At 61.7% G+C, this 26,157-nt stretch carries 22 protein-coding genes and 1 pseudogene; 12 read left to right on the forward strand and 11 right to left on the reverse strand.

Translation table 11 applies throughout. The annotated features are described in order from the left end of the window. The first annotated feature begins 4 nt into the window (after positions 1–4). Positions 5–3,013 carry a midas domain-containing protein gene (locus DT23_RS06735; protein ID WP_038129685.1) on the forward strand — a complete coding sequence of 1,003 codons (3,009 nt, stop codon included), beginning with the start codon at positions 5–7 and terminating at the stop codon, positions 3,011–3,013. Positions 3,014–3,091: 78 nt separating this feature from the next. Here the strand turns inward: DT23_RS06735 and DT23_RS06740 are convergent, their stop codons facing one another. The 3 genes from DT23_RS06740 to DT23_RS06750 all read right to left on the reverse strand — a co-directional run bounded on the left by DT23_RS06740 (position 3,092) and on the right by DT23_RS06750 (position 5,326). Next, the gene (locus tag DT23_RS06740) at positions 3,092–3,637 is read right to left on the reverse strand and encodes a LysE family translocator (protein WP_081846968.1); all 546 of its coding nucleotides are present in this window, start codon (positions 3,635–3,637) and stop codon (positions 3,092–3,094) included. A 158-nt stretch (positions 3,638–3,795) separates the two neighbouring features. Then, positions 3,796–4,026 carry a DUF2842 domain-containing protein gene (locus DT23_RS06745; protein ID WP_038129687.1) on the reverse strand — a complete coding sequence of 77 codons (231 nt, stop codon included), beginning with the start codon at positions 4,024–4,026 and terminating at the stop codon, positions 3,796–3,798. 4 nt (positions 4,027–4,030) lie between these two features. Further along, a complete protein-coding gene (locus DT23_RS06750) occupies positions 4,031–5,326 on the reverse strand; it encodes an adenylosuccinate synthase (protein WP_038129690.1) in 1,296 nt (431 codons plus the stop codon). A 298-nt stretch (positions 5,327–5,624) separates the two neighbouring features. On the opposite strand from DT23_RS06750, the gene secG reads away from it, so the two are divergent. Further along, entirely contained in the window at positions 5,625–6,071 is a 447-nt protein-coding gene (gene secG / locus DT23_RS06755) for a preprotein translocase subunit SecG (RefSeq protein ID WP_081846970.1), read from the forward strand. Between the two features lie 166 nt (positions 6,072–6,237). After that, positions 6,238–7,881, forward strand: coding sequence for a CTP synthase (locus DT23_RS06760; RefSeq protein ID WP_038129693.1), 1,644 nt, complete (start codon positions 6,238–6,240; stop codon positions 7,879–7,881). 299 nt (positions 7,882–8,180) lie between these two features. Here the strand turns inward: DT23_RS06760 and purD are convergent, their stop codons facing one another. Continuing rightward, the gene (gene purD / locus DT23_RS06765; protein ID WP_038129695.1) at positions 8,181–9,443 is read right to left on the reverse strand and encodes a phosphoribosylamine--glycine ligase; all 1,263 of its coding nucleotides are present in this window, start codon (positions 9,441–9,443) and stop codon (positions 8,181–8,183) included. Between the two features lie 65 nt (positions 9,444–9,508). On the opposite strand from purD, the gene xseA reads away from it, so the two are divergent. Continuing rightward, a complete protein-coding gene (gene xseA / locus DT23_RS06770) occupies positions 9,509–11,101 on the forward strand; it encodes an exodeoxyribonuclease VII large subunit (RefSeq protein ID WP_038129977.1) in 1,593 nt (530 codons plus the stop codon). Here the strand turns inward: xseA and DT23_RS06775 are convergent. Together DT23_RS06775 and DT23_RS06780 are read right to left on the reverse strand one after the other, a co-directional pair. Next, on the reverse strand, positions 11,098–11,526 hold the full coding sequence (locus tag DT23_RS06775; protein ID WP_038129697.1) for a hypothetical protein: 429 nt from the start codon (positions 11,524–11,526) through the stop codon (positions 11,098–11,100). The genes xseA and DT23_RS06775 overlap by 4 nt on opposite strands. A 52-nt stretch (positions 11,527–11,578) precedes the next feature. After that, positions 11,579–12,790, reverse strand: coding sequence for an alkane 1-monooxygenase (locus DT23_RS06780; RefSeq protein ID WP_081846983.1), 1,212 nt, complete (start codon positions 12,788–12,790; stop codon positions 11,579–11,581). Between the two features lie 93 nt (positions 12,791–12,883). Between DT23_RS06780 and DT23_RS06785 the strand changes: the two genes are divergently transcribed. From DT23_RS06785 to DT23_RS06800, 4 genes are all read left to right on the forward strand, one after another. After that, the gene (locus DT23_RS06785) at positions 12,884–13,543 is read left to right on the forward strand and encodes a lysoplasmalogenase family protein (RefSeq protein ID WP_051697096.1); all 660 of its coding nucleotides are present in this window, start codon (positions 12,884–12,886) and stop codon (positions 13,541–13,543) included. 27 nt (positions 13,544–13,570) lie between these two features. Continuing rightward, positions 13,571–14,758, forward strand: coding sequence for a signal recognition particle-docking protein FtsY (gene ftsY, locus DT23_RS06790; RefSeq protein ID WP_038129699.1), 1,188 nt, complete (start codon positions 13,571–13,573; stop codon positions 14,756–14,758). Positions 14,759–14,927: 169 nt separating this feature from the next. Next, complete coding sequence (locus DT23_RS06795; RefSeq protein WP_038129701.1) at positions 14,928–15,830, forward strand: EamA family transporter; 903 nt, start codon at positions 14,928–14,930, stop codon at positions 15,828–15,830. Between the two features lie 6 nt (positions 15,831–15,836). Further along, positions 15,837–16,457, forward strand: a complete 621-nt coding sequence (locus DT23_RS06800; RefSeq protein ID WP_038129702.1) for an inner membrane-spanning protein YciB — start codon at positions 15,837–15,839, stop codon at positions 16,455–16,457. 16 nt (positions 16,458–16,473) lie between these two features. Here DT23_RS06800 and DT23_RS06805 read toward each other — a convergent pair whose 3' ends face one another. Continuing rightward, a complete protein-coding gene (locus DT23_RS06805) occupies positions 16,474–17,163 on the reverse strand; it encodes a glutathione S-transferase N-terminal domain-containing protein (protein WP_038129703.1) in 690 nt (229 codons plus the stop codon). A gap of 30 nt (positions 17,164–17,193) precedes the next feature. Continuing rightward, positions 17,194–18,111 carry an alpha/beta hydrolase gene (locus DT23_RS06810; protein WP_038129705.1) on the reverse strand — a complete coding sequence of 306 codons (918 nt, stop codon included), beginning with the start codon at positions 18,109–18,111 and terminating at the stop codon, positions 17,194–17,196. Positions 18,112–18,306: 195 nt separating this feature from the next. Between DT23_RS06810 and DT23_RS06815 the strand changes: the two genes are divergently transcribed. The 4 genes and pseudogenes from DT23_RS06815 to DT23_RS06835 all read left to right on the forward strand — a co-directional run bounded on the left by DT23_RS06815 (position 18,307) and on the right by DT23_RS06835 (position 22,770). Further along, entirely contained in the window at positions 18,307–19,482 is a 1,176-nt protein-coding gene (locus tag DT23_RS06815) for an aminotransferase class V-fold PLP-dependent enzyme (RefSeq protein ID WP_038129706.1), read from the forward strand. 95 nt (positions 19,483–19,577) lie between these two features. Beyond that, positions 19,578–20,672: a GTP cyclohydrolase FolE2 gene (gene folE2, locus DT23_RS06820; protein WP_038129709.1), complete on the forward strand. Its 1,095-nt coding sequence runs from the start codon at positions 19,578–19,580 to the stop codon at positions 20,670–20,672. A 486-nt stretch (positions 20,673–21,158) separates the two neighbouring features. Continuing rightward, positions 21,159–21,429: pseudogene (locus DT23_RS19960) on the forward strand (AMP-binding protein); the annotation flags it as partial. 324 nt (positions 21,430–21,753) lie between these two features. Next, positions 21,754–22,770 carry an aldo/keto reductase gene (locus DT23_RS06835; RefSeq protein WP_038129713.1) on the forward strand — a complete coding sequence of 339 codons (1,017 nt, stop codon included), beginning with the start codon at positions 21,754–21,756 and terminating at the stop codon, positions 22,768–22,770. A 43-nt stretch (positions 22,771–22,813) separates the two neighbouring features. Here DT23_RS06835 and kdsA read toward each other — a convergent pair whose 3' ends face one another. From kdsA to DT23_RS06850, 3 genes are read right to left on the reverse strand one after another with little or no spacing between them, the layout of a single operon-like run. Then, complete coding sequence (kdsA, locus tag DT23_RS06840; protein ID WP_038129715.1) at positions 22,814–23,647, reverse strand: 3-deoxy-8-phosphooctulonate synthase; 834 nt, start codon at positions 23,645–23,647, stop codon at positions 22,814–22,816. A 27-nt stretch (positions 23,648–23,674) separates the two neighbouring features. After that, positions 23,675–25,390 (reverse strand): KpsE/RkpR family capsule polysaccharide export protein, encoded by a 1,716-nt coding sequence (locus DT23_RS06845; RefSeq protein ID WP_038129716.1) that lies wholly within the window; start codon positions 25,388–25,390, stop codon positions 23,675–23,677. Continuing rightward, positions 25,374–26,027, reverse strand: coding sequence for an ABC transporter ATP-binding protein (locus tag DT23_RS06850; RefSeq protein ID WP_038129719.1), 654 nt, complete (start codon positions 26,025–26,027; stop codon positions 25,374–25,376). The genes DT23_RS06845 and DT23_RS06850 overlap by 17 nt, the downstream gene beginning before the upstream one ends. Positions 26,028–26,157 lie beyond the last annotated feature (130 nt).

The following is a 26,157-nucleotide window of genomic DNA, read 5'->3' on the forward strand; positions in this document are numbered from 1 at the left end:
GTCCATGATTGGTGCAAACAAGATCCTGACCGTCTCCTACGGCACGTTCTCGTGTACCCTTGAGGGGTTCGATGAACCGTTCAACACGATGAAGGCGATTGCAGAGTATTTCCGCGATCTGGCCGCAGATGATCGGTATTTCGGCGCAGAACCCCCGCAACCCGACGCAGAGATGCTGCACCGGATTGCTGAACGCGAAATCAATCGTCGGGTTGAGGCAAAGATCCACGAAAACGGCGTTGTTTTGCGTCAGCAAGACGATGAAACCGCCTCGCAAGATGATGCAGCTGCGCAGGCTGAACCCAGTGAGGGGACGCAGGAAGCTGCGCCCGCGCAGGTTCATGTTGCGCCGCTGGTGTTGGAGGATAGCTCGAAAGACGCACCCGCGCCCGAGGTTCAACCCGAGCCCAAGCCTGAACTTGAAGCCGCGCCCGAACCAGAAGTGGCGTTTGAGGAACCCGAATCGGTGGCCGCCAAGCTGCAACGTATTCGTGCCGCCGTGGCGCGTGCGCGTTCCGTTGGTCCCGGCGCCTATGAAGAGGACGAGCAGGCCGATGTCGTCCCGCAGGCCCTGCTTGCGGATGCCGACATCGCGCCCAGTGCCGATGCGGATGATTTCGGCTTTGATCTCGATATTTCCGGCCCGCTCGCGGCAGAAGATATCGACAGCGATGATGCGATTGTCGCCCCCGCTGAGCAGGCATCCCTCGAAGACGCCGCGGCTGAACCCGCCGAAGCGATCATCGAAGATCGCGCGCCCGAAGAGGACGTGAGCGTTGAAGATAGCGTCACCGCCGCGCTGGCCGAAGCGCTGCAACCCGAGCAAGATATGCCCGCCGAGCTTGAGGCGCTCGACGCTGCCGCTGACCCGATTGAAGAAGACTCGGTCGCGGTGAGTGCTGAGACTGACGATGTTGCGGTGCAGGATAGCCTTGAGGACGAAGCGGCCCCGCAAGAAGAGACGCAAGATGCGGCTTTGGATGCCGAAGATGACGCGGCAGAGACTGCAAACGACTCTGTCGATACCGACCAAGACGTAATGGACCGTCGTGCCGCCCGCCGTGCGCGCCGCGCCGCCAAACGCGCGCGCCGCGCGCAAGCCTTGCAAGCCACCGTCGCGGCACAGCTCGCAACGCCCGACGCGCCTGAGCAGAGTGAGGCCGAGCAAGTTGAGGCCGAGCAAGAGACGCCGCAACAAGACGTTGAGGGTGATATTGCGGTCGCCGAGGCGACGCCGGTTGAGGAAATCGCGCAAGTCGAAGAGGACGCAACGCCCCAAGAGGTCGCTCAAGACGATGATGCGGTTGCGCAGGAAGATGTCGTTCAGGACGAGGCTGGCGTTGAAGACGACGCTTCGCCCGAGGAGGCAGCTGATACTGCTCCTGCTTCGATGGTTCAGCGCGTGCGGGCTCGTGTGATCAAGGTGCGCCGCCCCGATCACAATGCACCCCCGATCATCACGCGTGAGGACAGCGATGCGCCCCTCGCACAAAATGAGGTGGCGCAGGCCGAGCAGTCGCTGGCCGATGCGCAAGACAACGATGTGTCCGAAAATGACGATCTGGCCGCGCGGATTGCTGCAGAGCTGGGTGAAAGCGCGCCTGAAACGGCTGCTGAAACGCCCGCTGAGACGCCCAGCAGCGCGTTGTCGGAAGACGATGAAGCCGATCTGATGCGCGAATTGGCGATGCTGAGTGGCGATGATGAGGGCGATGCCGAGCAAATCGCGCAGCAAGACATTGCCGAGGAAGACGCAGCCGAGGACATCGTGCAAGAGGACGCGCCTGAAGTGCACGTATCCGAAGATGCGGTGGCCGAAGATGCAGAGATCGTCGCTGAGCGTGACGAAGATGCGCCCGTCGCCGAATTGGCTGAACCTGAAACGGTCGCCGAGGATGACGATGCCGCATTTGAGGCCGCTCTGAGCGCGCTCTACGAGGCTCCCGAAGCCGAAGCCGAAGCCGAGCCGGAGATGGCTGAAGTCGAGGCGCTCGAAATCGAAGCCGATGACGTTGAAACGGTAGATGTCGAAGCTGACGCCGCTGAAATCGACGATGTTGAGACGGTTGAGCAAGACGCCGAACAGGCAGAGATCGCCGAAGACGACGCCCAGATCCAAGATGCTGCCGAGAGCAACGAGCAGGACGCTGCAGAGGCTGAGGCCGACGACGCGGAACTGGCCGAGGCGGATGACGCCGAAGCGGATGATGCCGAGGCAGAGGCCCCGGCAGAACCGCCCGTTGCCGCCGCCGCTTTTGATAGCCGCGAAGAAGAAATGGCGCGCCTGATGCAAGAGGCTGACAAACAGTCGGAGGTTGTGGAAACGCGCCGTCGCTTCTCGGCGATTGCCCATCTCAAAGCCGCAGTGGCTGCGACCGTGGCCGATCGTATCACGAAGGGGCAGGACACCGCGCGCGGCAGCATTGAGGATCCGCAGGCCGCCGAAGCTTACCGCGAGGATCTGACGCAGGCCGTGCGCCCGCGTCGCCCCGTCGGCGGTGGCAATGAGCGCGCGATGCGACGCCCCGAGACGCTGCGCCCGGCTCCGCTGATGCTGGTGTCAGAACAGCGCATCGACACGCTTGATCCCGCCACGCAAGACCCTGCCGCCGCGGCGCGCACGCCCACGACGCATGTGATCCGCCCGCGCCGCATTTCTAGCGCGCAACTGGCGGAGGCGTTTGACGACGAGGCCGAAGCAATGGCCCCCAATCAAGCCACGAGCTTTGCCGAGTTCGCCGAAACACTTGGCACGCAGGGTCTGTCGGATCTGCTTGAGGCGGCTGCGGCCTATACCTCGGCTGTTGAGGGACGTCCGCATTTCTCGCCGCCCCAAATCATGCGCAAGCTGACCGCAATGAGCGAGACCGCGGAAGTGCCGCGCGAAGAGCGGATGCGCGTCTTTGGGCGCCTGTTGCGTCAGGGCAAAATCGCCAAGGTCAAGCGCGGCCAATATGCGATCACCACCGCATCGCGCTATTACGACGAAGCAAAAGTGGCGTCGGGTCAATAAGTTAGACCTAAACGCGGGGACGTTAAGATTGCGAATGAAACGGGCGGTCCTGAGGGGCGGCCCGTTTTCTATTTCGCCTTACACGCGTCGAAAAACCTGGCGCGCCGCCTCACCCAAAATCACGCCACCCGCAGTCGCGATAATGCCAGCGGCCAGGCGGTTGAGGCGCACAAGTGCTGCGGGGCGAGCCATCATTGCGCGCGCGCGATTGGCCAAGACGGCGTAAGGGGTAAGCACCGCGAACAAGATTAGCACCGTCAGGATCGAAAGTGCGGCCCATTCCGCAGCATCGACACGCCCCAAGTCTAACACGCTTGGCAGCAATGCCAGATAGAACACGATGGTTTTGGGATTGCTGAGTGTGATCGCATATCCGGACGCGAAGGCGCGAAACCTGCTGCGCTCGCGCGTGCTTTGCACCTTGGCCAAACCTGCGCGGCTCGTCCCGAAACTATAGGCGATATAAAGCAGATAGAGGCCCGACAGGCATTTGATGACGATAAACACGCTCGCAAACAGCTTTGCAATCACGGCCAATCCGGCCACTGCGACGCAGAGGTAGGAGACATCGCCCAAGGCAAGCCCGGTCAAAAAGGCAAATGCGCTGCGCGAATTGCCGCCCAGCGACTAGCCCACCAGCGTCGCAACACCGGGGCCGGGAATGACGGCGGCAATCGCGAGGGCCGCACTATAAGTTAAAAGCGGGGCGAGCATGTCCATCGCGCGGCCAAATCACGGGATTTGGTGTGATTTCGGGGCAAAGCGATGTGCAAGCGCTATTACTATGGCGCGTCGGGATCTTCTTTGCCCACGCCGCGAAAGATCGGTTTAAGCGGCACAACCCAGATCACACCCAGCACGATATAGACCAGCACCGCCCCCCACCACGGCATCATGCCCCAGCGCCCTTCGACCCAGTTCACGATGCTGACCGCCACCACGATATAGGCGGGCAGCCCGATCACGAGGGCCAGCATCGAGAGGCGGCGGCGGGCTTTGTAGCTAAGCGCCATCCGCTCAATCCGCGAAAGGATCGGTGACGAGGATCGTGTCGTCGCGCTCGGGGCTGGTCGAGAGCATCGCAACCGGACAGTCGATCAGCTCTTCGATGCGGCGGACATATTTAATCGCGGCAGCAGGCAGATCGGCCCAGCTACGCGCGCCCTCAGACGAGGCATTCCAGCCCTCGATCTCCTCATAAACGGGCACGCAACGCGCCTGCTGATCCGCCGCCGTGGGCAGGTAGTCCAGCGTCTTGCCGTCCAACTCATAGCCCACGCAGATTTTCAGCGTCTCAAACCCGTCCAGCACATCCAGCTTGGTCAGAGCGATGCCCGACACGCCTGAAACCGCGCAGGTCTGACGCACCAGCGCCGCATCGAACCAGCCACAACGCCGCTTGCGCCCGGTCACGGTGCCGAACTCGCGGCCCCGCTCGCCCAGCCGTTGACCGTCTGCATCATCAAGCTCGGTCGGGAAGGGGCCTTCGCCGACGCGGGTGGTATAGGCTTTGACAATGCCAAGGACGAAATCGATCGCGCCCGGCCCCATGCCCGTGCCCGCCGCCGCCTGACCCGCCACCACGTTGGATGAGGTCACAAACGGATAGGTGCCAAAGTCGATATCGAGAAGCGAGCCCTGCGCACCCTCAAACAAGATGCGCTTGCCAGCCTTGCGGTTCTCGGAGAGCACTTTCCAGACGGGGGCGGCATATTTCAGGATTTCCGGAGCGATCTCTAGAAGTTGCGCGATCAGCGCGTCGCGATCCACGGCCTCGATGCCCAGACCTTTGCGCAGCGGATCATGGTGCTGCAACGCGCGATCAACACGCGCGATCAGCGTCGCCTCATCGGCCAGATCGGCCACCCGCACCGAGCGCCGTCCGACCTTGTCCTCGTAAGCCGGGCCAATGCCGCGCCCGGTCGTGCCGATCTTGGTGCCTTTCGAGGCCGCCTCTTCGCGCGCGCGATCCAGCTCACCATGAATGGGCAGGATCAGCGGCGTGTTTTCCGCAACCATCAGCGTTTCAGGGGTAATCGTGACGCCTTGCTCGCGAATTTTCGCGATCTCGGTAACCAGATGCCAAGGATCCAGCACCACACCATTGCCGATCACCGAAAGCTTATTGCCCCGCACCACGCCCGAAGGCAGCGCGTTCAGCTTATAAACCTTGCCATCGATCACCAGCGTATGGCCTGCGTTATGACCGCCCTGAAAGCGCGCGATAATATCGGCACGCTCGCTTAGCCAGTCCACGATCTTGCCTTTCCCCTCGTCACCCCATTGGGCACCGACGACGACGACATTGGCCATTGCTCTCTCCTTGGCAGGTATGAAACCGCGCGAGATATAGCGGTTGAACGGGCGTAGTGAAAGACCGGATTTGGGGTTTGCGTAAGGCGGGCGCGCAACTTTTGGCGGCGCGCGCGGGGGGATGTCAGAGCTTCCGGCGCGGATATTTGGCGAATTTGGACGCGGGCAGGCGGGGGGCAAACGCCCGCGCGGGTATATTTGACCACGTCAGAGGCACAAAATGATCACGGTGGCCTTGCGACTTTTGCCGCATCCGCCTAGATAGGCGCGTCGAACTAGGAAGGCCCGGACCCGTTCAATGGAAAACGTCGTTCTCTCAATCCACTTGATCCTTGCACTGCTGCTGATTGGCGTGGTGTTGCTGCAACGCTCTGAGGGCGGTGGGCTTGGAATGGGTAGCTCCAGTTCCAGCGGTGTCGGCGGTGTCATGACAGGGCGTCAGGCCGCCAATGCGCTGACCCGGCTGACGTGGCTGCTGGCCGCCGGTTTCCTTGTGACCTCGGTGACGCTGACAGTTCTGGCCGCGCAAAAGGCCAAAGACGAATCGGTGCTGGATCGCGCGCCGACGGAACAAACGGCACCTGCTGCGGATACCACAGCACCGGCTGCGCCTGCCGATGATGGCTCGTTGGGTGTGGTCATGCCCCCCGCGCCAAGCGATTCCGCAGTCTCGACGGGCGGTACATCTGGCGAAAGCACGACCGATAGCTCGACGGGCCCGGTCACGCCACCGCCTGCGAATTAATTCTATCCTTGCGCCACTACCTCTTGGGGGGTGGCGGGATTTCAACCCAATAAGTTGCGGTTCGGTTGCGGGCGGATTGCGAATCGTGTAAGCATCAAATCCCGTGATCCTGTGCCCTTTGGGGGCCGGGAAACAGCTTTGAATTTTGCAGATCACGGGGGTCTCCATGGCACGTTATGTCTTCATCACCGGCGGCGTTGTTTCGTCGCTCGGCAAGGGGTTGGCATCGGCCGCTTTGGGGGCACTGCTGCAAGCGCGCGGCTTCTCGGTGCGCCTGCGCAAGCTCGACCCCTATCTCAACGTCGATCCCGGCACGATGAGCCCATTCGAGCACGGTGAAGTGTTCGTCACCGATGACGGGGCCGAGACCGATCTGGATCTGGGCCATTACGAGCGTTTCACCGGCGTCAGCGCGCGCAACACCGATTCCGTGTCGTCGGGGCGGATCTATTCCAACGTGTTGGAGAAGGAACGGCGCGGCGAATATCTGGGTAAGACGATTCAGGTGATCCCGCATGTCACCAACGAAATCAAAGACTTCTTGGATGTCGGCGATGATGAGGTCGACTTCATGCTGTGCGAGATCGGCGGCACGGTCGGCGATATCGAAGGCTTGCCGTTTTTCGAGGCGATCCGCCAGTTTTCCCAAGATCGCCCGCGCGGCCAGTGTATTTTCATGCACCTGACCTTGCTGCCCTATCTTGCGGCCTCAGGCGAGTTGAAAACCAAGCCGACGCAGCACTCGGTCAAGGAATTGCGCTCGATCGGCTTGCAGCCCGACGTGCTGGTGTGTCGCTCGGAGCATCCGATCCCGGAAAAGGAACGCGCCAAGATTGCGCTGTTCTGTAACGTGCGCCCCGATTCCGTCATTCCCGCCTATGATCTGAAATCCATCTACGAGGCGCCGCTGGCCTATCACCGGATGGGGCTGGATCAGGCCGTGCTGGATGCGTTTGGCATCTCGCCCGCGCCCAAGCCCGACCTGACGCGTTGGGAAGACGTGATGGACCGTCTCAACAATGCCGAGGGCGAAGTGCGCGTAGCCATCGTGGGCAAATATGTCCAGCTTGAGGATGCGTATAAATCCATCGCCGAGGCGCTGACCCATGGCGGCATGGCCAACCGGGTGCGCGTCAAAGCCGAATGGATCGACGCCGAGATTTTCGAGACCGAAGACCCGGCGCCCTATCTGGAAGATTACGACGCGATCCTGGTGCCCGGCGGCTTTGGCGAGCGCGGCACCGAAGGCAAAATCCGCGCCGCACAATTCGCGCGTGAGAAAGGCGTGCCCTATCTGGGCATCTGTCTGGGCATGCAGATGGCGGTGATCGAAGCCGCGCGCAATCTGGCCGGAGTTGCCGATGCCGGGTCCGAGGAGTTCGATCACGAAGCAGGCAAAAAGCGTTTCACGCCCGTGGTTTATCACCTCAAGGAATGGGTGCAGGGCAACCACCGGGTCGAGCGCAAGCTTGATGATGATAAGGGCGGCACGATGCGTCTGGGTGCCTATACGGCGGCCTTGCATGCTGGCTCGAAAGTGGCCGAAGTTTACGGCGCGACCGAGATCGAAGAGCGTCACCGCCACCGCTACGAGGTCGATATCAAATATCGCGAACCGCTGGAAAGCTGCGGGTTGGAATTTTCCGGCATGTCGCCTGATGGTCGCCTGCCCGAGATCGTCGAGCACAAGGATCACCCGTGGTTTATCGGCGTGCAGTTCCACCCCGAACTGAAATCCAAACCCTTCGCGCCCCATCCGCTGTTCGCTGGGTTTATCAAGGCGGCGCTGGAGCAAAGCCGCCTCGTGTGATCAATGCTTTGCGGGGCCTTGCGGCCCCGCCCGTTTTGGGGGCGCTGCCCCCCTTCGCCTGCGGCGAATTCCCCCCGGGATATTTCAAACACTTGGAAGGCCGGTAAGGGAATCTTAACCGGAATCGGTCCAACCTTGGAGCGCGGGACAGGCGGGGACGCCGATGGCCGTACACTTGGAAGCGCCCGGCTTGCCCGCCCCTCTGCGGATCGAGTCGGGCGTTATTGCATCCAAGTGTTTGAAATATCCCGGGGGGCGGGCGTAGCCAGCGGGGGCAGCGCCCCCTCAGACCTTTCAGATCACAGCGCGCGCCAGCCGATATCACGGCGCACAAAGCCTTCGGGCCAGTCAATCGCATCAACCATTGCGTAAGCGCGGTCGCGGGCCTCTTGCAAGGTTGCGCCGCGTGCGGTGACGTTGAGAACCCGCCCGCCATTGGCCAGAATCTGCCCGTCTTTGCTGTTGGTGCCAGCATGGAAGATCATGTGATGGCTGTCGCCGGGCAAGGCGTCGAGACCGCCGATTTCCGAGCCCTTCTGATACGCGCCAGGATAACCTTTTGCTGCCATCACCACCGTGATCGCGTGATCGGGGGCCCATTGCGCACGCATCTCGCTCAAGCGCCCTTCGGCGCAGGCCAGCAGCAGATCAAGCGCCTGCGCGCCAAGGCGCAGCATCAGCACCTGACATTCCGGATCGCCAAAGCGCACGTTATATTCCACGAGCCGGGGCTGACCGTCCTTGATCATTAGCCCGGCATAAAGCACACCCTGAAACGGCGTGCCGCGCCGCGCCATTTCGGCCACGGTGGGGAGCACGATTTCGGCCAGTGCCTTTTCCTCGATCTCGGGCGTCAACACGGGGGCGGGGGAGTAGGCGCCCATACCGCCGGTATTGGGGCCGGTATCACCTTCTCCGACGCGTTTGTGGTCTTGCGCGCCGCCAACAGGCAGGATGTTGGTGCCATCGCAGAGGATGAACAGCGAGGCCTCCTCGCCCTCCATGAATTCTTCGATCACGACCTCGGTGCCTGCATCCCCGAACGCGCCGCCGAATATCTCGTCGATACCGTCCAGCGCCTCCGTCAGCGTCATGCCCATGATCACGCCTTTGCCAGCGGCCAGACCATCGGCCTTGATCACAATCGGCGCGCCTTGCTGGCGTACATAATCCTTGGCGGCCTGCGCATCGCTAAAGCGGGCATACCCCGCCGTGGGTGCGTTGCAGGCATCGCAGATTTCCTTGGTGAAGGCCTTGGATGTCTCAAGTCGGGCGGCGTCTGCCGAGGGACCAAAGGTTAGATAGCCCTGATCGCGTAATGCATCGGCCACGCCAGCGGCCAGCGGGGCTTCGGGGCCGATCACGACGAAGTCGACTGCATTGGCCTCACACAGTTCTAGAACAGCCGCCGCGTCACTTGGATCAATCGCCGCGCAGTCGGCGATCTGCGCGATGCCCGCATTGCCCGGCGCGACGATCAGCCGGTCGCATTTCGGGTTTTGTTTGATCGCCCAAGCCAGCGCATGTTCGCGCCCGCCGCCGCCCAGAACCAAAATGTTCATCACACGCCCCCTTGGCCTTGCCGTTTGGGCCTTCTAAGCTGGGCGCAACACTGAGGCAAGGCAGGCTGATGGACCTTTTGGACGACGAGAGCGGCTCGAACGCGCATGATTACACCGTTTCCGAGATTTCGGGGGCGGTCAAACGCGTGATTGAGGGCGAGTTTGGCCGTGTGCGGGTGCGCGGTGAAGTCGGGCGCGTCTCGACGCCGCGCTCGGGGCATATGTATTTCGACCTCAAGGATGATCGCTCGGTGATGGCGGCCGTGTCGTGGAAAGGTCAGGTCGCCAAGATGGAGGTCCGCCCCGAAGAGGGGATGGAGGTGATCGCGACCGGCAAGTTGACCACATTTCCGGGCCAGTCGAAATATCAGCTGATCGTGGACACGGTCGAACCCGCAGGCGCGGGCGCGCTGATGGCGATGCTGGAGGCGCGGCGCAAGCAACTGGCAGGCGAGGGGCTGTTTGATACTGCCCACAAGCGCGCGATCCCGTGGTTGCCCAATGTGATTGGCGTGGTGACCTCGCCCTCGGGTGCGGTGATCCGCGATATTTTGCACCGGTTGCGCGACCGCTTTCCGCGCCATGTGCTGATCTGGCCAGTGGCGGTGCAGGGGCAGGCCTGTGCGCCCGAAGTGGCCCGCGCGATCCGGGGGTTCAACGCGATGACACCCGGCGGTGCGATCCCGCGACCCGATCTGATTATCGTGGCGCGCGGGGGCGGCTCGATTGAGGATCTTTGGGGCTTTAACGAAGAGGCGGTGGTGCGCGCGGCCTTTGACAGTGAGATCCCGCTGATTTCGGCGGTGGGCCATGAGACGGACACGACGCTGATTGATTACGCCTCGGATCGCCGTGCTCCCACGCCCACGGCTGCGGCGGAAATGGCGGTGCCGGTGCGCGCTGAACTCGCCAGTTGGCTGGCCGAGGCGCAGGCACGCATGGGACGCGCGACGCGCGGGCGGCTTGAGCAGCGCGATCAGCGGTTGCGTGATCTGTCGCGCGGTTTGGGTCGCCCCGAGACGCTGACACAATCGGCGCGCCAGCGGTTCGATATGTGGGCTGACCGGCTGGGGCCTGCGCTGCACACGCTTGTGCTGCGAAAGGGCACGCGGTTTGCTCCGCTGTCGGCACGCATTGAGCCGCGCCTTTTGCGTCAGTTCATGGGTAATGAGGCGCGCCGCTTGCAAGGGTTTGCGGGCCGCTTGCAGCCCGCCCCGGGGGCTAGGCTGCGCCGCGCGCAAAGTGATCTGGATATGCTGACGCGGCGATTGGAGGCCTCGAAAGTGCGCATGATCGGCGATGCGCAGCGCCGCATCCGTGACGATCACACCCGCCTTGACGGGCTGACCTTGCGGCTGTCGCGTCTACCCGAAGCGCGTATAGAGTCGCTGCGCGAACGGTTGGACCGGCTGGATCGGATGCGCCAGACGCTGGGCTATCGCGAGACGCTCAAGCGCGGCTATGCCGTGGTGCGCGGGCCGGATGGGGTCGTGACCAGCGCCGCCTTAGCAGCCAAGCAGCCCGGTCTGGAAATCGAGTTCGCCGATGATCGTCTGGCGGTCATTCCCGGTGGTGGTGGCGCATCAACGTCGCCCGCCAAACCTAAGCCAACCAAGAAAAAATCCGAACCGCCCCCCAATCAGGGCAGCCTGTTTTAAACGCCCAGATCCGGCCCCTGACAACTTAGCGGGTCTTGGCTTTCGCTCAGGCTGACCAGCGGCTCACTGGCCGGATCGCCGCGAAATTTCGCCACCAACCCTTGCGGGCTGTCATAAAATGTCCAGCATTGCAGTGGTGCATAATCGCCGTAGTCAAAGCAGATATACTGATTGCTTTGAAACCAGTCGCCTTCCTTGCATTCGCTATCCGTGAAGGCCCAGATGACCTTGTGACCGGGTTTATATTGTTCGGTGCCGTAGGGCTGGCCCTGCGCGGAATAGGTGATCGTGCGGCCCTGCGTGCGGGCATCAAACTGCTCGGCGGTAAGCGGTTTGCCCAGATCAGCGGCCAGATCGGCGGGTTGGGCAAACGCAGGCATCGCTGTCAGCGTGGCAAGGCAAGTCAGGACAAGAAATTGGCGCATCGGGCCTCCGGGGTCAAATTATGCCCAGACTGTCAGATCGCGCAGCCTTTGCCTAGCCTTGCACGCGTGACTTGGTGCCCTGCAGGGCGGCCACGCGCTTATCCATGACGCGCCGCCACAGAGGCGGGATCAACGCCAGCGCCGCCATCGCGGGTAGGCTGCGCGGCAAGACGGGGCGCTCTGCCTCGCTCAAATCGCCCAAACGCAATGCGGGATATTCGCGCGAGGGATGGGCATGATGATCGGAATGGCGCGGCGCGTTCAGCATCCACAGTGCCGAGATCGGATGGGGCGCATCCCAGCTATGGCGCAGATCAACCGGTTCATAACTGCCATCGCCACGCCGCGCGCGTTGCAACCCGTAATGCTGCACATAATCGGATAGCAAAAGCTGCAACTGCGCGTAGGCACACAGTAGCAGATAGGCAAGCACCCCACGCAGCCCGAAGATCAGTCCGAACAGCAGCACGAACCACAGCCCGCCCAGCACATAGGACGGGTAGGGGCCAAGCGCGGCGATGCGTGCGCGCAGTCGCGCGATCCGGTCGCCCCCCTCGGGAAGCTTGCGCCGCTCGATCAGATGGCGCTCCATCTCAAGGCCCGCCACGAAGCCGCCAATCCAGGCGCGCGGCACGAAAGACCAAAACCCTTCCCCCGGCTGGGCGGAATTCGGGTCGTCAGGCGTGGCGACAAAGCGGTGATGCACGTGGCGATGGGCCGAACTGTGATGGCCATAAAGCAACGAGATATAAACCCATTTCCCAAGCAGAAACAGGCGCTTGTCGCGGCGGTGGATCAGCTCATGAGCGTTGGAATTGGACACCTGCCCGAAGAACAACCCATAGGCCAGCAGCACCGCGACCCAGGATGGCCCCTCCAGCAGCGTATGGCCCGAGAGCGCCGCAACCCCAAGAATCAGCAGCGCAAAATGCGCCACGGCCAAGGCAATCGACAGCGTATCCGCAGCGGGAAACTCCGACCCTTCGGGCGCATCCGGCGCGGCGCGCGCGATGATCTCATCCAGCGCAAAAATGAACAGTGCGATCCAGATCAGCGCCAGCCACGCTGGCCAACCGCCAAAAATGCCCGCCAAAATCAACAACGGCACCGGCGCGAATGTGACGATGGCAAAGGTATCGACCTCGGGGATGTCATTCGTAAGACCAAACAACGTCGCCAGCGGACCGGGCAGCCGGTCGCTCCAGCGCGAACGCTCTTCGGGAATCGCATCGCGAATCTTTTGAAAATCAGGCTCTTGCGTCATCTCTGCCTCTAAGTTTTGCCCCATCTTAACGCCAATTTCGGCCATTTTACGGCAAGACTTGCGGGGGCGCGAAAAATCTGTCCCTGTGGCGCAATGACCATAATCCTTCTTTTGCCGTTTATCGCGGCCCTGCTGCTGGCCGTGATCTACCTCATCTCTTTCGCGGGGGCGACGCCAAGCTGGCGCAAAACCGCGATCAAGACCGGCGCGATCGCCTGTTTGGTGCCGCTGGCGCTGATGTTCCATATGCCGGGCTGGATCGTGATCGGGCTGGCGCTGGGGGCGGTGGGGGATTTCGCTCTGTCGCGCCCCGGACAAGGCGCGTTTCTGGCGGGGATGATTGCCTTTGCGGCGGGGCATCTGGCCTATTTGGTGGCATTTGTGGCTTTGGGGGCCACGTGGCCAAGCTGGCCTGCAATTGCGGTGATGGTCGCGCTGGCCGCCGCGGTCGAGATCTGGGTCGTGCCCCATACCGGATCGCTGCGCTGGCCGGTGCGCGGCTATATTCTGGTGATCGTTGCGATGGCGATTGCGGGGATGGGATTGCCATTAGAGGCGACGGCGCTGATTTGGGGCGTGGCGTTTTTCGTGACGTCGGATGCGATCCTGTCGGTCGAGACATTTGTGATGCGCGAGGGCGCGCGTAAGCGTCTGGCCTCGCGCGCGCTTTGGCTGTTTTACTGGTCGGGACAGGCGCTGATTGCAATCGGGCTGGCGCTGGCCCCTCTTTTCACCGCGCCCGCGATGAACTAGGTGGAACGCAACGAAAGGCCTGTCGAGATGTCGTTTTTCAAAAAGCTCAAAACCCGACTGACGCGATCCTCCTCCAAGCTTGAAGAGGGGCTTGAAGATATCGTGGCGGAAAATGCCGTTGAAGACGAGATCGCGCCCCCGCCGCCAGAGCCCGATGACCTGCGCCCGGATGAGGGTGAAACGGTCAACCTTCCCGATCCGACTTTTCCTGCGCCGGGCTATGTGCCCGCGCCCGTAACCGAACCAGTTCACGAGAAAGACGCGCAGATCGCCAAAGCCCCGCTTGATGTGGAGCCCGCCCCCCCGCGCCCCGACCCCAGCCCGAAAAAACCGGGCCTTCTGGGGCGCATTTTCGGTGGCGATGCCAAAGAGGCAGAACCGCGCCGCGTGCTTGACGATGCGATGTTGGAAAGCCTTGAAGAGCTGTTGATCAGCTCGGATATGGGCGTTGATACCGCGCTGCGCGTCACCGCCAACCTTGCCGAGGGGCGGATGGGGCGCAAGCTGTCCGTGTCGGAAATCAAAAGCCTGCTCGCCGCCGAAATCGCGCGCATCATGGAGCCGGTGGCCAAACCGCTGCCGATCTATCCCAAAAAACCGCAAGTCGTGCTGGTGGTGGGGGTCAACGGCTCGGGTAAGACCACGACAATTGGCAAGCTGGCCTCGCAATTTCGCGCCGCTGGCAAACAGGTGGTGATTGCAGCGGGCGATACGTTCCGCGCCGCCGCCGTCGAGCAGTTGCAAGTCTGGGGCGAACGCGCAGGCGTGCCGGTTCTGACCGCGCCCGAGGGATCGGACCCGGCCTCGCTGGCGTTCGATGCGATGAAAAAGGCCGAGGAAGACGGCGCCGATCTGCTGATGATCGACACCGCCGGGCGGTTGCAAAACCGCGCCGATCTGATGGAGGAACTGGCCAAAATCGTGCGCGTGATCCGCAAACGTGACGATACGGCACCGCATAATACGCTGCTCGTTCTGGATGCGACGACGGGGCAGAATGCGCTGCAACAGGTCGATGTGTTTCGCAAGATTTCCGACGTGTCCGGCCTTGTCATGACCAAGCTCGACGGCACCGCGAAGGGCGGCGTCCTGGTGGCTTTGGCCGACCGCTTTGGCCTGCCGATCCATGCGATTGGCGTGGGTGAGCAAATCGATGATCTCGCCCCCTTCGATCCCGAGGAATTTGCCCAAGCCCTCGTCGGACTGGAAAGCTGAGACCGGGTAGGGGGCGCTGCCCCCCGGGCTACGCCCTCCCCCCGGGATATTTTGATCAAGAGGAAGGCAGGACGCCTCTCTTCCTCTTGACAGAAATATCCCGGGGGTGAATGGCCGTGAGGCCAGAGGGGGCAGCGCCCCCTGGCGCGATCACAATAGGGATTCCGCTTTGAGCGATTGGATTATTTCAATTTCCGGCACCGAGACGGGTCATCATCTGGCGCTGGGCTTGGCATTGCTGGCGGCGTTTTTACACGCGCTTTTCGGCGCGCTGCAGAAGGGGCGGCATGATCCCTGGCTGAGCCGCGCCGCGATTGATGCAAGCTACGGGATCATGGCCGCGCCGATTGCGCTCTTTGTGGTGCCCTGGCCCGAGCCCTTCATGTGGCCGATCTTCGCCACCGTTTTTGTGATCCATGTCTGTTACAAGCTGTTGCAGGCGATGACCTACACGCGCGGCGCTTACACGGTGGTTTATCCCGTGGTGCGCGGCACCGCCCCGCTTTTTGCGGTGATCGGGGCGGGAATCGTCTTTGGCGAGCATTTCACTTGGGGCCAATGGGCCGGGGTCGGTGTGTTGCTCGCGGGAATTTACGGCTTGGCGCTTTATAATCTGCGCACCATCACGGTTAATCGCGAGACGATGGTGCCTGCGCTGGCGCTTGCAGTGGCGACGGGGGCGTTCGTCGCGCTTTACACCACCTATGACGCTTATGGCATTCGCGCGACCGCCGATCCGTTTACCTTTCTGGCGTGGTTTTTCTTCATCGATGGGTGGTTCATGCCCATCGTGACGGCGCGGCGCTGGGTGCGGTTGCCCGGTAGCGAAATCGTGCCTTTGCTGAAAAGGGGTGTTATCGGCGCGATTGTTGCCTATTTCTCCTTTGGCGCGATCATGCTGGCGACGCGGCTGGACAAGGTGGGCGAGGCGGCGGTGCTGCGTGAGACCTCGACGGTCTTTGCCGCCCTGATCGGCTGGCTGGTGCTGGGCGAAAAGGTTGGGCCTCGGCGCACGGCATTGATGGCGCTGATCGCGGTGGGTGCGGTGATTGTGGAAATGGCAGGACGGTAGAGGCAGATGGCAGGCAAAAAGATATCCCCTTGGGTGAAAGGCGCGCTTGATTGGGGGCCGCTGGTGATTTTCTTCATCGCGTTTAATCGCTTGAAGGATGGCCATTACGAAATTCTGGGCCGCGATTATTCCGGTTTCATCGTGGCGACCGCGCTGTTCGTGCCGTTGATCGCGATTTCAACGCTGATCCTGTGGCGCCTCACGGGCAAGCTGTCACCGATGCAGATCGCAACGCTGGTCTTGGTGCTGATCTTTGGAGGCTTGTCGGTCTGGCTCAACGATCCGGTGTTTTTCAAGATGAAGCCGACGATCATCTATCTGCTGTTTGCGGGCATCCTTGGCGCGGGATTGCTGCGCGGCAAGGCGTGGTTGCAGCTGGTGATGGAAGAGGCCCTGCCAATGGAGCACGAGGGCTGGATGATCCTGACCAAGCGCTTTGTCGGGCTGTTTGTGGCGCTGGCGGTGGCAAATGAAATCGTCTGGCGCTCGATGTCTGACAGCATCTGGGTTGATTTTAAAACCTTTGGCCTTCCGATCATTCTGATCGGATTTATCATGGCGCAGGCCAAGCTGTTTGAGCGCTATGGCATAGAAAAAACCAGCGAGGACAGTGCGCCCCCGGAATAGGGACGCACCGCAATATTCAGCGTTTGAAGAGCACTTTCTGCGCGTCGCGGTTGCTATTGTCGCCGCGGTTTTCTGCCCCCAGCGCGCGACCGGCCTGCACTGCGGGGCGGGACGATAGCTCATCCAGCCAGCGCTTCAGATGCGGCTTGTCATCAAGCACCTGTTGCTGCCCCTCCCAAAGCGAGGCCCAGCCCCACGCCGCCATATCCGCGATTGAATAGAAATCGCCCGCCAAGTAGCGGTTCTCGGCCAAGCGGCGATCCATCACGCCGTACAGCCGACCCGTCTCGGCGCGGTAGCGATCCTTGGCATAGGGCAGGTCTTGCGGCGGTTCCAGATTGGGGGCGTATTTCAGGAAATGATGCGCCTGACCGGCCATCGGCCCCAGTCCGCCGACCTGCCAGAACAGCCATTCATCCACCGCGATGCGCTGACGCTCGCCCGCGCCATAGAATTGCCCCGTCTTGCGCGCGAGATATTGCAGGATCGCGCCGGATTCAAAGATCGAGATCGGCGCGCCATCGGGGCCATCAGGATCAATGATTGCGGGCATCCGGTTATTGGGGGAAATCTTAAGAAACTCGGGTTTGAACTGATCGCCCGCGCCGATGTCGATCAGGTGGGTTTCGTACTCCAGCCCCATCTCTTCCAGCGCGATAGAGATTTTCCAGCCGTTGGGCGTAGGCCAATAGTATAGCTCGATCATGTCTGTCCCTTTCGCAAGAAGCGTTGGGGATCAATCTGCGCTATGATGCACGAAAGGCAAGCGCAGAGGTGCTGTGCGCGGGCGCGCAAACAGGCGCGACCAGCGCGGGGTCTGCGCCTGCGGCAGCGCTTGGGCCAGATAGGGCAGGGGCAGGCGGTCGGGCGTGCGCAACGCTGCGCGATACAGATCAAACAGCCCCGCGCGCATGTAGCACGAGAAATGGCTGACCCGCCTATCCGCCACCCCAACCGGATAGCCGATATTGCACAGCGTCGCGATCACCTCGGGGGCGTCGATTTGCAGATCGAGCCAGTTGCGCAAAGGGCGCGTCAGCCCGTTGCCAATGCAGCGCTCGCGGCCGCGCCCTACGCCCAGTTCCATCAGGAAATCGAACAGATCGTTCTCGCGGGTCGTGACGTTCAGGATCTCGCAGCTGCGTCCGGCGGGGCTGGCCATTGCCTCCTCGGCGCGGCTTTGAAATTCCGCCGCCGCCAGCAGCACCATGCGCGAAACTCGACCCTCATGCAGATGACGCAGCGCGCGCAGCGCCACCCGACACCCCATCGAATGCGCGATGATCCCGACCGGGCGGCCAGAGACCAGCGCCAGTCGCGTCGCGAGGCGCGCCAGTCGTTGCGCCGCAATCTCGGCCATGTCGTAAATGCGCGCCAGCCGCCCCGTGGATTCCCAGCCAAAGCCGACCGCAATCCCCTCGCCGGGGTTTTGTCCACCAAGCCCCAAAGCGCGCGGCCAACTCACGGCGGTGTTCAGATCATAGCTGGGCTCTAGCGCGAAAATATGGGCGTGCGGGTCGCGTTTGGGATCGGTGGGCGAATAGCCATAGCCATGCACCATCACAATAATCGGTGCGCCCTCGGGTAGGGTTTCGGCCTGCGCGATCAGGGCGGCGGGGATGGTTTCGCAGGCATTAATGTTGAACAGCGGCATGGCGGGAGGTCCGAAATTATGTGCATTTTTGTAAAGTCCAAACGCAGCATTTCGCGGCGCGGTTCCCGTGGGGGCGGTGCGTAACGGCCCGCAACCCTGTGCAAGCGGGCAAGCTGACGGGGGCGAAAGCGTTGACCCCGCGCAGTTGGGGCGCTATCGCAAACCAAACGCGACCAACCGTCGCAGGAGCGCGCCATGACCGATCGTAAATTTCGCACCAGACTTGTCCATGACGGCATCCGCCGCAGCCAATATGGCGAGATGGCCGAGGCGATGTTTCTGACCCAAGGCTTTGCCTACCCCTCGGCCGAGGCCGCCGAGGCGCGCTTTCTCGATCAGGGCGCGGATGAGTTCATCTATGCCCGCTACGGCAACCCCACGACGCGGATGTTTGAAGACCGCATGGCCTCGATCGAGGGCTGCGAAGATGCGTTTGCCTGTGCCAGCGGAATGGCGGCGGTCAATGGGGCGCTGTCCTCGTTGGTGAAAGCGGGCGATCATATAGTGGCCGCGCGCCAGATGTTTGGATCGTGCCTGCATGTTCTCAAGATTCTGCAAGGGTTCGGCGTGGCGGTGACGCTGGTCGATGGCACGAAGCTGGATGCGTGGCGCGCGGCGATGCGCCCGGAAACCAAGATCTGTTTCTTCGAGAGCGTGTCCAATCCCGGCCTTGAGGTGGTCGACATCGCGGGCGTGGCCCAGATTGCCCATGAAGGCGGCGCGGTGGTGGTGTTAGACAACGTCTTTGCCTCGCCGGTGTTTTCCAACGCGGTCGCCTTAGGCGCTGATATCATTGTCTATTCCGCGACCAAGCATATTGACGGCAGTGGGCGCGTGCTGGGCGGTGTGGTGCTGGGAACGCGCGACTTCATCCGCGGCCCGCTGGAAAGCTATGTCAAACATACCGGCGGTGCGATGAGCCCGTTTCACGCGTGGCTGTTGCTGTCGGGCTTGCAGACGCTGGACTTGCGGGTGCGCGCACAGGCGGCCAATGCGGCGGCGGTGGCCACGGCTGTGGCAGGGCATGCTGCCCTTGCGCGCACGATCTATCCCGGCCTGATCGATCACCCCCAGCATGCGCTGGCGATGGATCAGATGGGCTCGGGCGGCACGATGATCGCGCTTGATTTTGCGGGCGGAAAAGAGGCGGCGTTCCGCTTTCTCAACGCGTTGGAAATTGTCAGCCTATCCAACAACCTGGGCGATGCGAAATCCATCGCGACCCATCCGGCCACGACCACGCATAAAAACCTTAGCGAGGAAGAACGCGCCACCATCAATATCACGCCGGGGCTTGTGCGGATTTCGCTGGGCATCGAGGATGGGCGAGATCTTGTTGCCGATATCGTGAGTGCGCTTTCGGCTGTCTAAGCGGTGATCCAGCGGAAGGTCCAGGGCGTAACACCTTGGACAATCTGCACTCGCCCCCCATATTATGCGGGACCGGGGCTACCGGAGGATAGGATATGAACGTGCACGGTAAGATCGATACGCCTGATGCGAATGAGGCCAAGACTGCGCTGGAAACCCTGCGTGCATGGGCTGCCCTTGCAGATCCGGTTGAGGTCGCGCGTCTGGACCCCGCGATTGCGCGCCTGCTGCCGGGTCATGCCGTCGCGAATTACCCCGATCTGAGCCGCCAGTTTGACCCTGATTTCAAGGTGGATGAGGCCTATAAGGCCAGCCTTCCCGATCTGCAGAACGGCCCCGCCTCGTTGATCGTGGGGGCCAAAACCCGCATCGAGCATGTCGGGATTTCGAATTTCCGCCTGCCCGTGCGCTTTCGCACCCGCGACAATGGCGATCTGACGCTTGAGGCCTCAATCACCGGCACGGTCAGCCTTGAGGCTGAGAAAAAAGGCATCAACATGAGCCGCGTGATGCGCAGCTTTTACAGCCATGCCGAAGAGAGTTTCTCCTTCGAGGTGATGGAAGCGGCGCTGGATGATTATCTCGACGATCTCGAGAGCTTTGATGCGCGGTTGATGATGCGGTTTTCCTTCCCGGTCAAACGCCCGTCGCTGCGCTCGGGCCTTGAGGGCTGGCAGTATTACGACATCGCGCTGGAGCTGATCGACATGGGCGGTGCGCGCACCAAGGTGATCCATCTCGACTACGTCTATTCTTCGACCTGCCCGTGCTCGCTGGAACTTTCTGAGCATGCCCGCGCAACCCGAGGCCAGCTTGCTACGCCGCATTCGCAACGCTCTGTGGCGCGGATTTCGGCAGTGGTGGAGCCGGGCGAATGCCTGTGGTTCGAAGACCTGATCGAGCTGGCGCGCGCCGCCGTTCCCACCGAAACGCAGGTGATGGTCAAACGCGAGGACGAGCAAGCCTTTGCCGAGTTGAACGCCGCCAACCCGATCTTTGTCGAAGACGCAGTGCGTGTCTTTGCGCAACGCCTGCTGGCCGAGCCGCGGATCGGTGATTTTCGCGTGCTCGCCAGCCATCAGGAAAGTCTGCACAGCCATGATGCGGTGGCGGTGCTGACCGAGGGGCAGACATTCGGCTCGGCCAGCCTTGACCCGCAGCTATTCGCCAGCTTGGTACATCGCGGCTAAGGCGACGGGACGGGCGTTTGCGCGCCCGTTTCGCGGCTCAGATTTGACGCCCGGCATCCCCACGAAGAAGGCGACGAATTCGGCCTTGTTGGTGGCGCCGGTTTTCTCGAAAAGTCGGGCGCGATATGGCGAGGGTTTCAAACTCCATAGCCCGTCATGCCCGGCGCGCGCACAGGCTGGCGAGCCATGCGTAATTCTAGGGTATGGCGCGACAGGTTTTGTGCAAGCATGCTGATCCTCAAAGAGGAGGAGAAGATGGTCGCCATCATTGGGTGCGGGCACAGCCGCGTTGGGCGGAGCCCGATACGTTGAAGGACGCCACCGTTCTGCGCGGCGCGGCCTTGCCGGAGAACCTGCCGGGTGCGCGCCATAGGCTAGTGCTCAGTATGGGGGGCGCGGCGGTTGCTAATTATGCCTCGGTTCTGGAGGGCACGGCACGAATATGGCGCAATGGTTAGAGCGCACAGCGCGAATAAATGCCACGGCCCCGATGATCTCGCATGGTTGTTTTACACCTCGGGCACCACCGGGCGGCCCAAGGGCGTGCAGATCACCCATGGGATGCTGGCGGCAACCTCGCTGTGCTACCCGCTTGATGTCGATCCTGTCGCCCACGAGGATGGCGCGTTTCGGCCCGCGTTTCGTGCAAATCTATGGTCAGGGAGAATGCCCGATGGCGATCTCGGCCCTTTCACGCGATGAGGTGGCTGATCGCGCTCACCCGCGCTGGCGTGAGCGGCTGGTCTCGGTCGGTCGCGTCCCAGCGGATCGACGCCAATTTGGCGCGATAGGCCTCGTAAGCCGCAAGGCTCGTGACCTGCCCGCCGTTGGTCCCTCGTTCATAACGAGAGGCTACAGGTTGGATTTTGGTAGCGGGGGTCTTCGCCCCGGGCACGCGCACCGGGCCGAAAGATGCAGCGCTGCGTCGGGGCGCGCGTTTGCTACAATCATCTGGCCGGAAACTCAAAAAAGAGTGCGCGACGGGCTGGCGGGAAACCGGTGGCGAAAATGTCGGTGCGCCCCATCTATAGGGAATGCCCGGCCATTTTGCCGGATCTGATACGCAAATAAGGACAGTTTCATGCGTTATAAACGTCTTGGCCCAAGCGGGCTGTTTGTCTCTGAGCTTTGCCTTGGCACGATGACTTTTGGGGGCCGTGACGGTATCTGGAGCCAGATCGGTCAACTGGATCAGACAGAGGCCGACGCGCTGGTGAAAACTGCGCTGGACGCGGGCATTAACTTTATCGACACGGCGAATGTCTATGCTGGCGGCGATAGCGAGCGCATCCTTGGCCAGTCGCTGAGAAACCTTGGCGTGGCGCGCGCGGATGTCGTGATCGCCACCAAGGTGCTCGGGCCGATGGGCGAGGGGGTGAATGCGCGCGGTGCCTCGCGCTATCACATCATGGATCAGTGCAAGGCCAGCCTAGAACGGTTGCAGCTTGATCATATCGACCTGTATCAGATTCACGGGTTTGATGCCCACACGCCGATTGAAGAAACGCTGGAGGCGCTGGATACGCTCGTGCGGCACGGGCATGTGCGCTATATCGGGCTGTCCAATTGGGCGGCGTGGCAGATCGTGAAAGCGGTCGGCATCGCGCAGGCGCGCCAACTGGCCCCGATCCTGTCCTTGCAGGCTTATTACACGCTGGCCGGGCGCGATCTGGAGCGTGAGATCGTACCGATGTTGAAAGATACCGGGATCGGCCTGATGGTCTGGAGCCCGCTGGCCGGGGGCTTCCTGTCGGGCAAATATGACCGTGAGGGCAAAGGCAGCGACGGGCGGCGCGCCAATTTCGACTTCCCGCCGGTCAACAAGGATCGCGCCTATGATGTGATCGAGGCGATGCGCCCGATTGCCGAGGCCAAAGGCGTGTCGGTAGCCCAGATCGCGCTGGCGTGGCTGTTACATCAAGACGCGGTGACGAGCGTGATCGTGGGGGCCAAGCGTGTCGATCAGCTCGCCGACAATATCGCGGCGAGCAAGGTCAAACTGAGTGACGCCGAGCTGAAAACCCTGGACGATGTCAGCGCTTTGCCTGCGGAATATCCGGGTTGGATGCTAAAGCGTCAGAGCGCCTATCGCGCGTAACGAATTGCTTGGGCAGGCCGCTTTTCCGGCCCGCCCGCACGGCTTACAGCCGGATCGGGTCGTCCTTGGCCAGACGGTCGAATTGCATCAGCACCTGAACCAGTCTCTCCATCTGATCGAGCGGGATCATATTCGGCCCGTCCGAGGGCGCGGTGTCGGGGGCCTCGTGGGTTTCGATAAACACGCCCGCGATGCCAAGGCTGACCGCGGCGCGCGCCATCACCGGAGCAAATTCGCGCTGCCCGCCGCTCGATCCACCTTGCCCGCCGGGCTGTTGCACCGAATGGGTGGCGTCCATGATCACCGGATAGCCGGTGCGCGCCATCTCGGGCAGGGCGCGCATATCGGCCACCAAAGTGTTATAGCCAAAGGACGTGCCGCGCTCGGTGAGCAGGATTTTGTCATTGCCGGTCGAGGCCACTTTCGCGGCCACATTGGGCATGTCCCAAGGCGCAAGGAACTGCCCCTTCTTGATGTTCACCACGCAGCCGGTCTCGCCGGCCGCCAGCAGCAGGTCGGTCTGACGGCATAGGAAGGCAGGGATCTGGATCACATCGACCACCTGCGCGGCGGTGCGGGCCTGCTCGGCGTCGTGGATGTCGGTGAGAACCGGGCAGCCCAGCTCGTCGCGCACATCCGACAGGATCTTGAGCCCCTCGTCGATGCCAAGACCGCGCACGCCCTTTAGCGAGGTCCGGTTGGCCTTGTCATAGCTGGCCTTAAAGATGAATTGCGCGCCCGCCTCGTCGCAGGCCCGCGCCATTGCTTGGGCGATCATCAGCGCGTGATCGCGACTTTCCAACTGGCACGGTCCCGCAATCACCGTCAGCGGGCGATCGTTGGAGACGGTCAAACCGCCGATTTTCACGTCTTTCATGGGCCTTCTCCGCAGCTTTGGGGCGGCTCAGCTTGAAACCTGCTCGCGCAGGATCGAGGCAGTGAGCGACAGCATCAGATAGATGCCCGAGAAGATCAGGAAAGCCAACAGTGTGTTCTCAAATGCGCGCGGATAAGTCGGCTCATCAGGCGCAATCGGGCGCACGCCCATCTCAAGGTAGCGCACCTGTTTGTTGGCCTCGATCCGGGCGGTCTCCATCTGCTGCGCGGCAGCCGATAGCAGCATCTGACGGGTCTGCAATTCTCCCTGTGCGATCTGCAACTGCCCCGTCACGGCGGCGAGGGATTCGCCCGTTCCCTTAGCTTGCGTCAACTGGTTGCGCAGTTTTTCGATAGTCGCCTTAAGGCGTGCAATGTCGCCTTTGACGCCGTCAACGCGGGCTTGGTTGGGGCGTGGGTTATCAAGCAACTGACCGAGTTCAAGATTCTTCTTTTGCAGGTCGGTTTCAAAGCCCGAAACCTGCGTCATCACCATTGTATTTTCACTGACCGGGTCAAGAATGCCGACCTTTTCTTGCAGCTTTTGCACCTTGGCCTGAGCGGCGAAAACCTTGGCTTCTGCATCCTCGTAGCTTTCGCGCGCGCCTTTCATCTGGTCGCCGCGCAAACGTGAAGTAAGCTGGTCAACCTGCTGTTCTGCATACGAAATCAGGGCTTCCGAAAATTTCTGCGAAATTTGCGGATTGGGGGCGACGACTTCCATTTTGACGATGCCCTCAGACGGGTCGTAGCCTATCTTGACGTTCTTTTGATACAGCCGATAGGCTTGCTCATCCGACGCATTCGGAGGCAGGCGTTGCAGCGTGTCGATATCGGGGTTTTCAAACACTTTCTTGAAGCCGAGATCCTTGTTCAGCCGCAACATCGCATCGCGCGATTGCATATAAGATTGCACCGTCACCGAGTCTTGGTTGGTCGCAAGCTGCGTGCCCGAAAACAGGCTGCCCAGCCCCGATTGGCCCATGCCCTCGGCCTTTTGGATCACAAAAGCGGATTTGGTCGCATACATCGGCGTTGCCATCGCGTAGTAGTAATAACCCGCAACAATCGTCGGCAAGAACACGAAAAACATCAGCCGGGCGGCCAAAAGCCCCAGCTTGCTGCGACGCCGTTTGGCGATGTCGCGTTGAATTTTCAGGATCTGCGCGGCGCGATGATCAGAGGCGTTCACCTCTGTCGAGGGAACCTGTCCGGGCTTGGTCGTTTGGGGCAGTTGCACGCGCGTATCCGCGCCCGCGCCATCGGTGCGCGCCAAGGCGCGTGAAGTGGTATCCGCGCCATCATGGGGCTTGACCAGCGCCACGATATTAGAGCGATCAAACGGGTCGATGCCACGCCGACGCAGCAGCAGAACGGCCTCAAAATCAGAGGTCGCCTGAATGCCGTGCTTTTGCGCCATGCGACGCGCCAGTCGGAGTTGACGCCCTGTCAGCCCCTCAGCGCGCACCCGCGCGATTTCTTCCTCAAGCGTCAGCTCTCCGGCACCGATCACATCGCCGCCACCCGCTGCCGTGGGGTATTTCTCATTGCCAAAGCCGTCGTCTTGGGGCTCAAAAATCGCGGCCGGATCATCGGCTTTGGCACTTTCCGAGGCGCCTGTGATCGCAGCCTTGGGCGGTTTCGCCGCGCCGGGGGCGGGGGCCTTGGGCGGCGTTTGACCATCCGCGAGCACGGGGGCCTCACGACGGATGCGGTATTTCTGAGCCTTAGGAGTGGTAGTCATACATCCGCTTCGCTTCTTCTAAAGTGTCAAACATATATAGCTGGCCATCGCGCAGCACCGCCGCCGAGCGGCAGAATTTCTCCAGCGTCGCAGGCTGGTGTGAGACCACGATAACGGTGGTGTCACGCAGCCGTTCGCGCAAGATCGCGCCCGCCTTGCGATTGAACTCGACATCGGTGGTCGAGGGCATCCCCTCGTCGATCAGGTAGATATCAAACTCCAGCGCCAAAAGCAGAGAAAACGTAAACCGCGAGCGCATTCCCGAACTATAGGTGCCCACCGGCATGTCGAAATACTCGTCGATTCCCGTCAGCCAGCGACAGAATGCCTCGACATAATCGGGATCAAGCCCGTAAAGCCGCGCGATGAAACGCGCATTTTCGCGCGCGCTGTGTTTAGAGACGACACCGCCCATAAACCCCAGCGGAAACGAGACGCGGCAGGATTTGCGAATCTCGCCCTCATCCGGTTTTTCCAAGCCCGCCATCATGTTGATAAGCGTGGTCTTGCCGGTGCCGTTGGGGGCCAGAATCCCAAGTGAATTGCCCAGTTCCACGCGAAAGCTGGCGCGATCAAGGATCACCTTGCGCTGTTTGCCCGTCCAGAAGGACTTGGAGACATTTTCGAATTCGAGCATAGTTGTTGCGGGCCCCGCACTTTCTGTGCGCTAGAACATCATGAGAGCACTCGGTTAATAAAGTAACCTATGCGTCGATTTAGGCATCATTATGTCCGTTTACGACTAGGTAAAGCAATGAGGAACGGTT

The organism is Thioclava indica (assembly GCF_000714545.1).
In the GTDB taxonomy this organism is placed as follows: Bacteria; Pseudomonadota; Alphaproteobacteria; order Rhodobacterales; family Rhodobacteraceae; genus Thioclava; species Thioclava indica.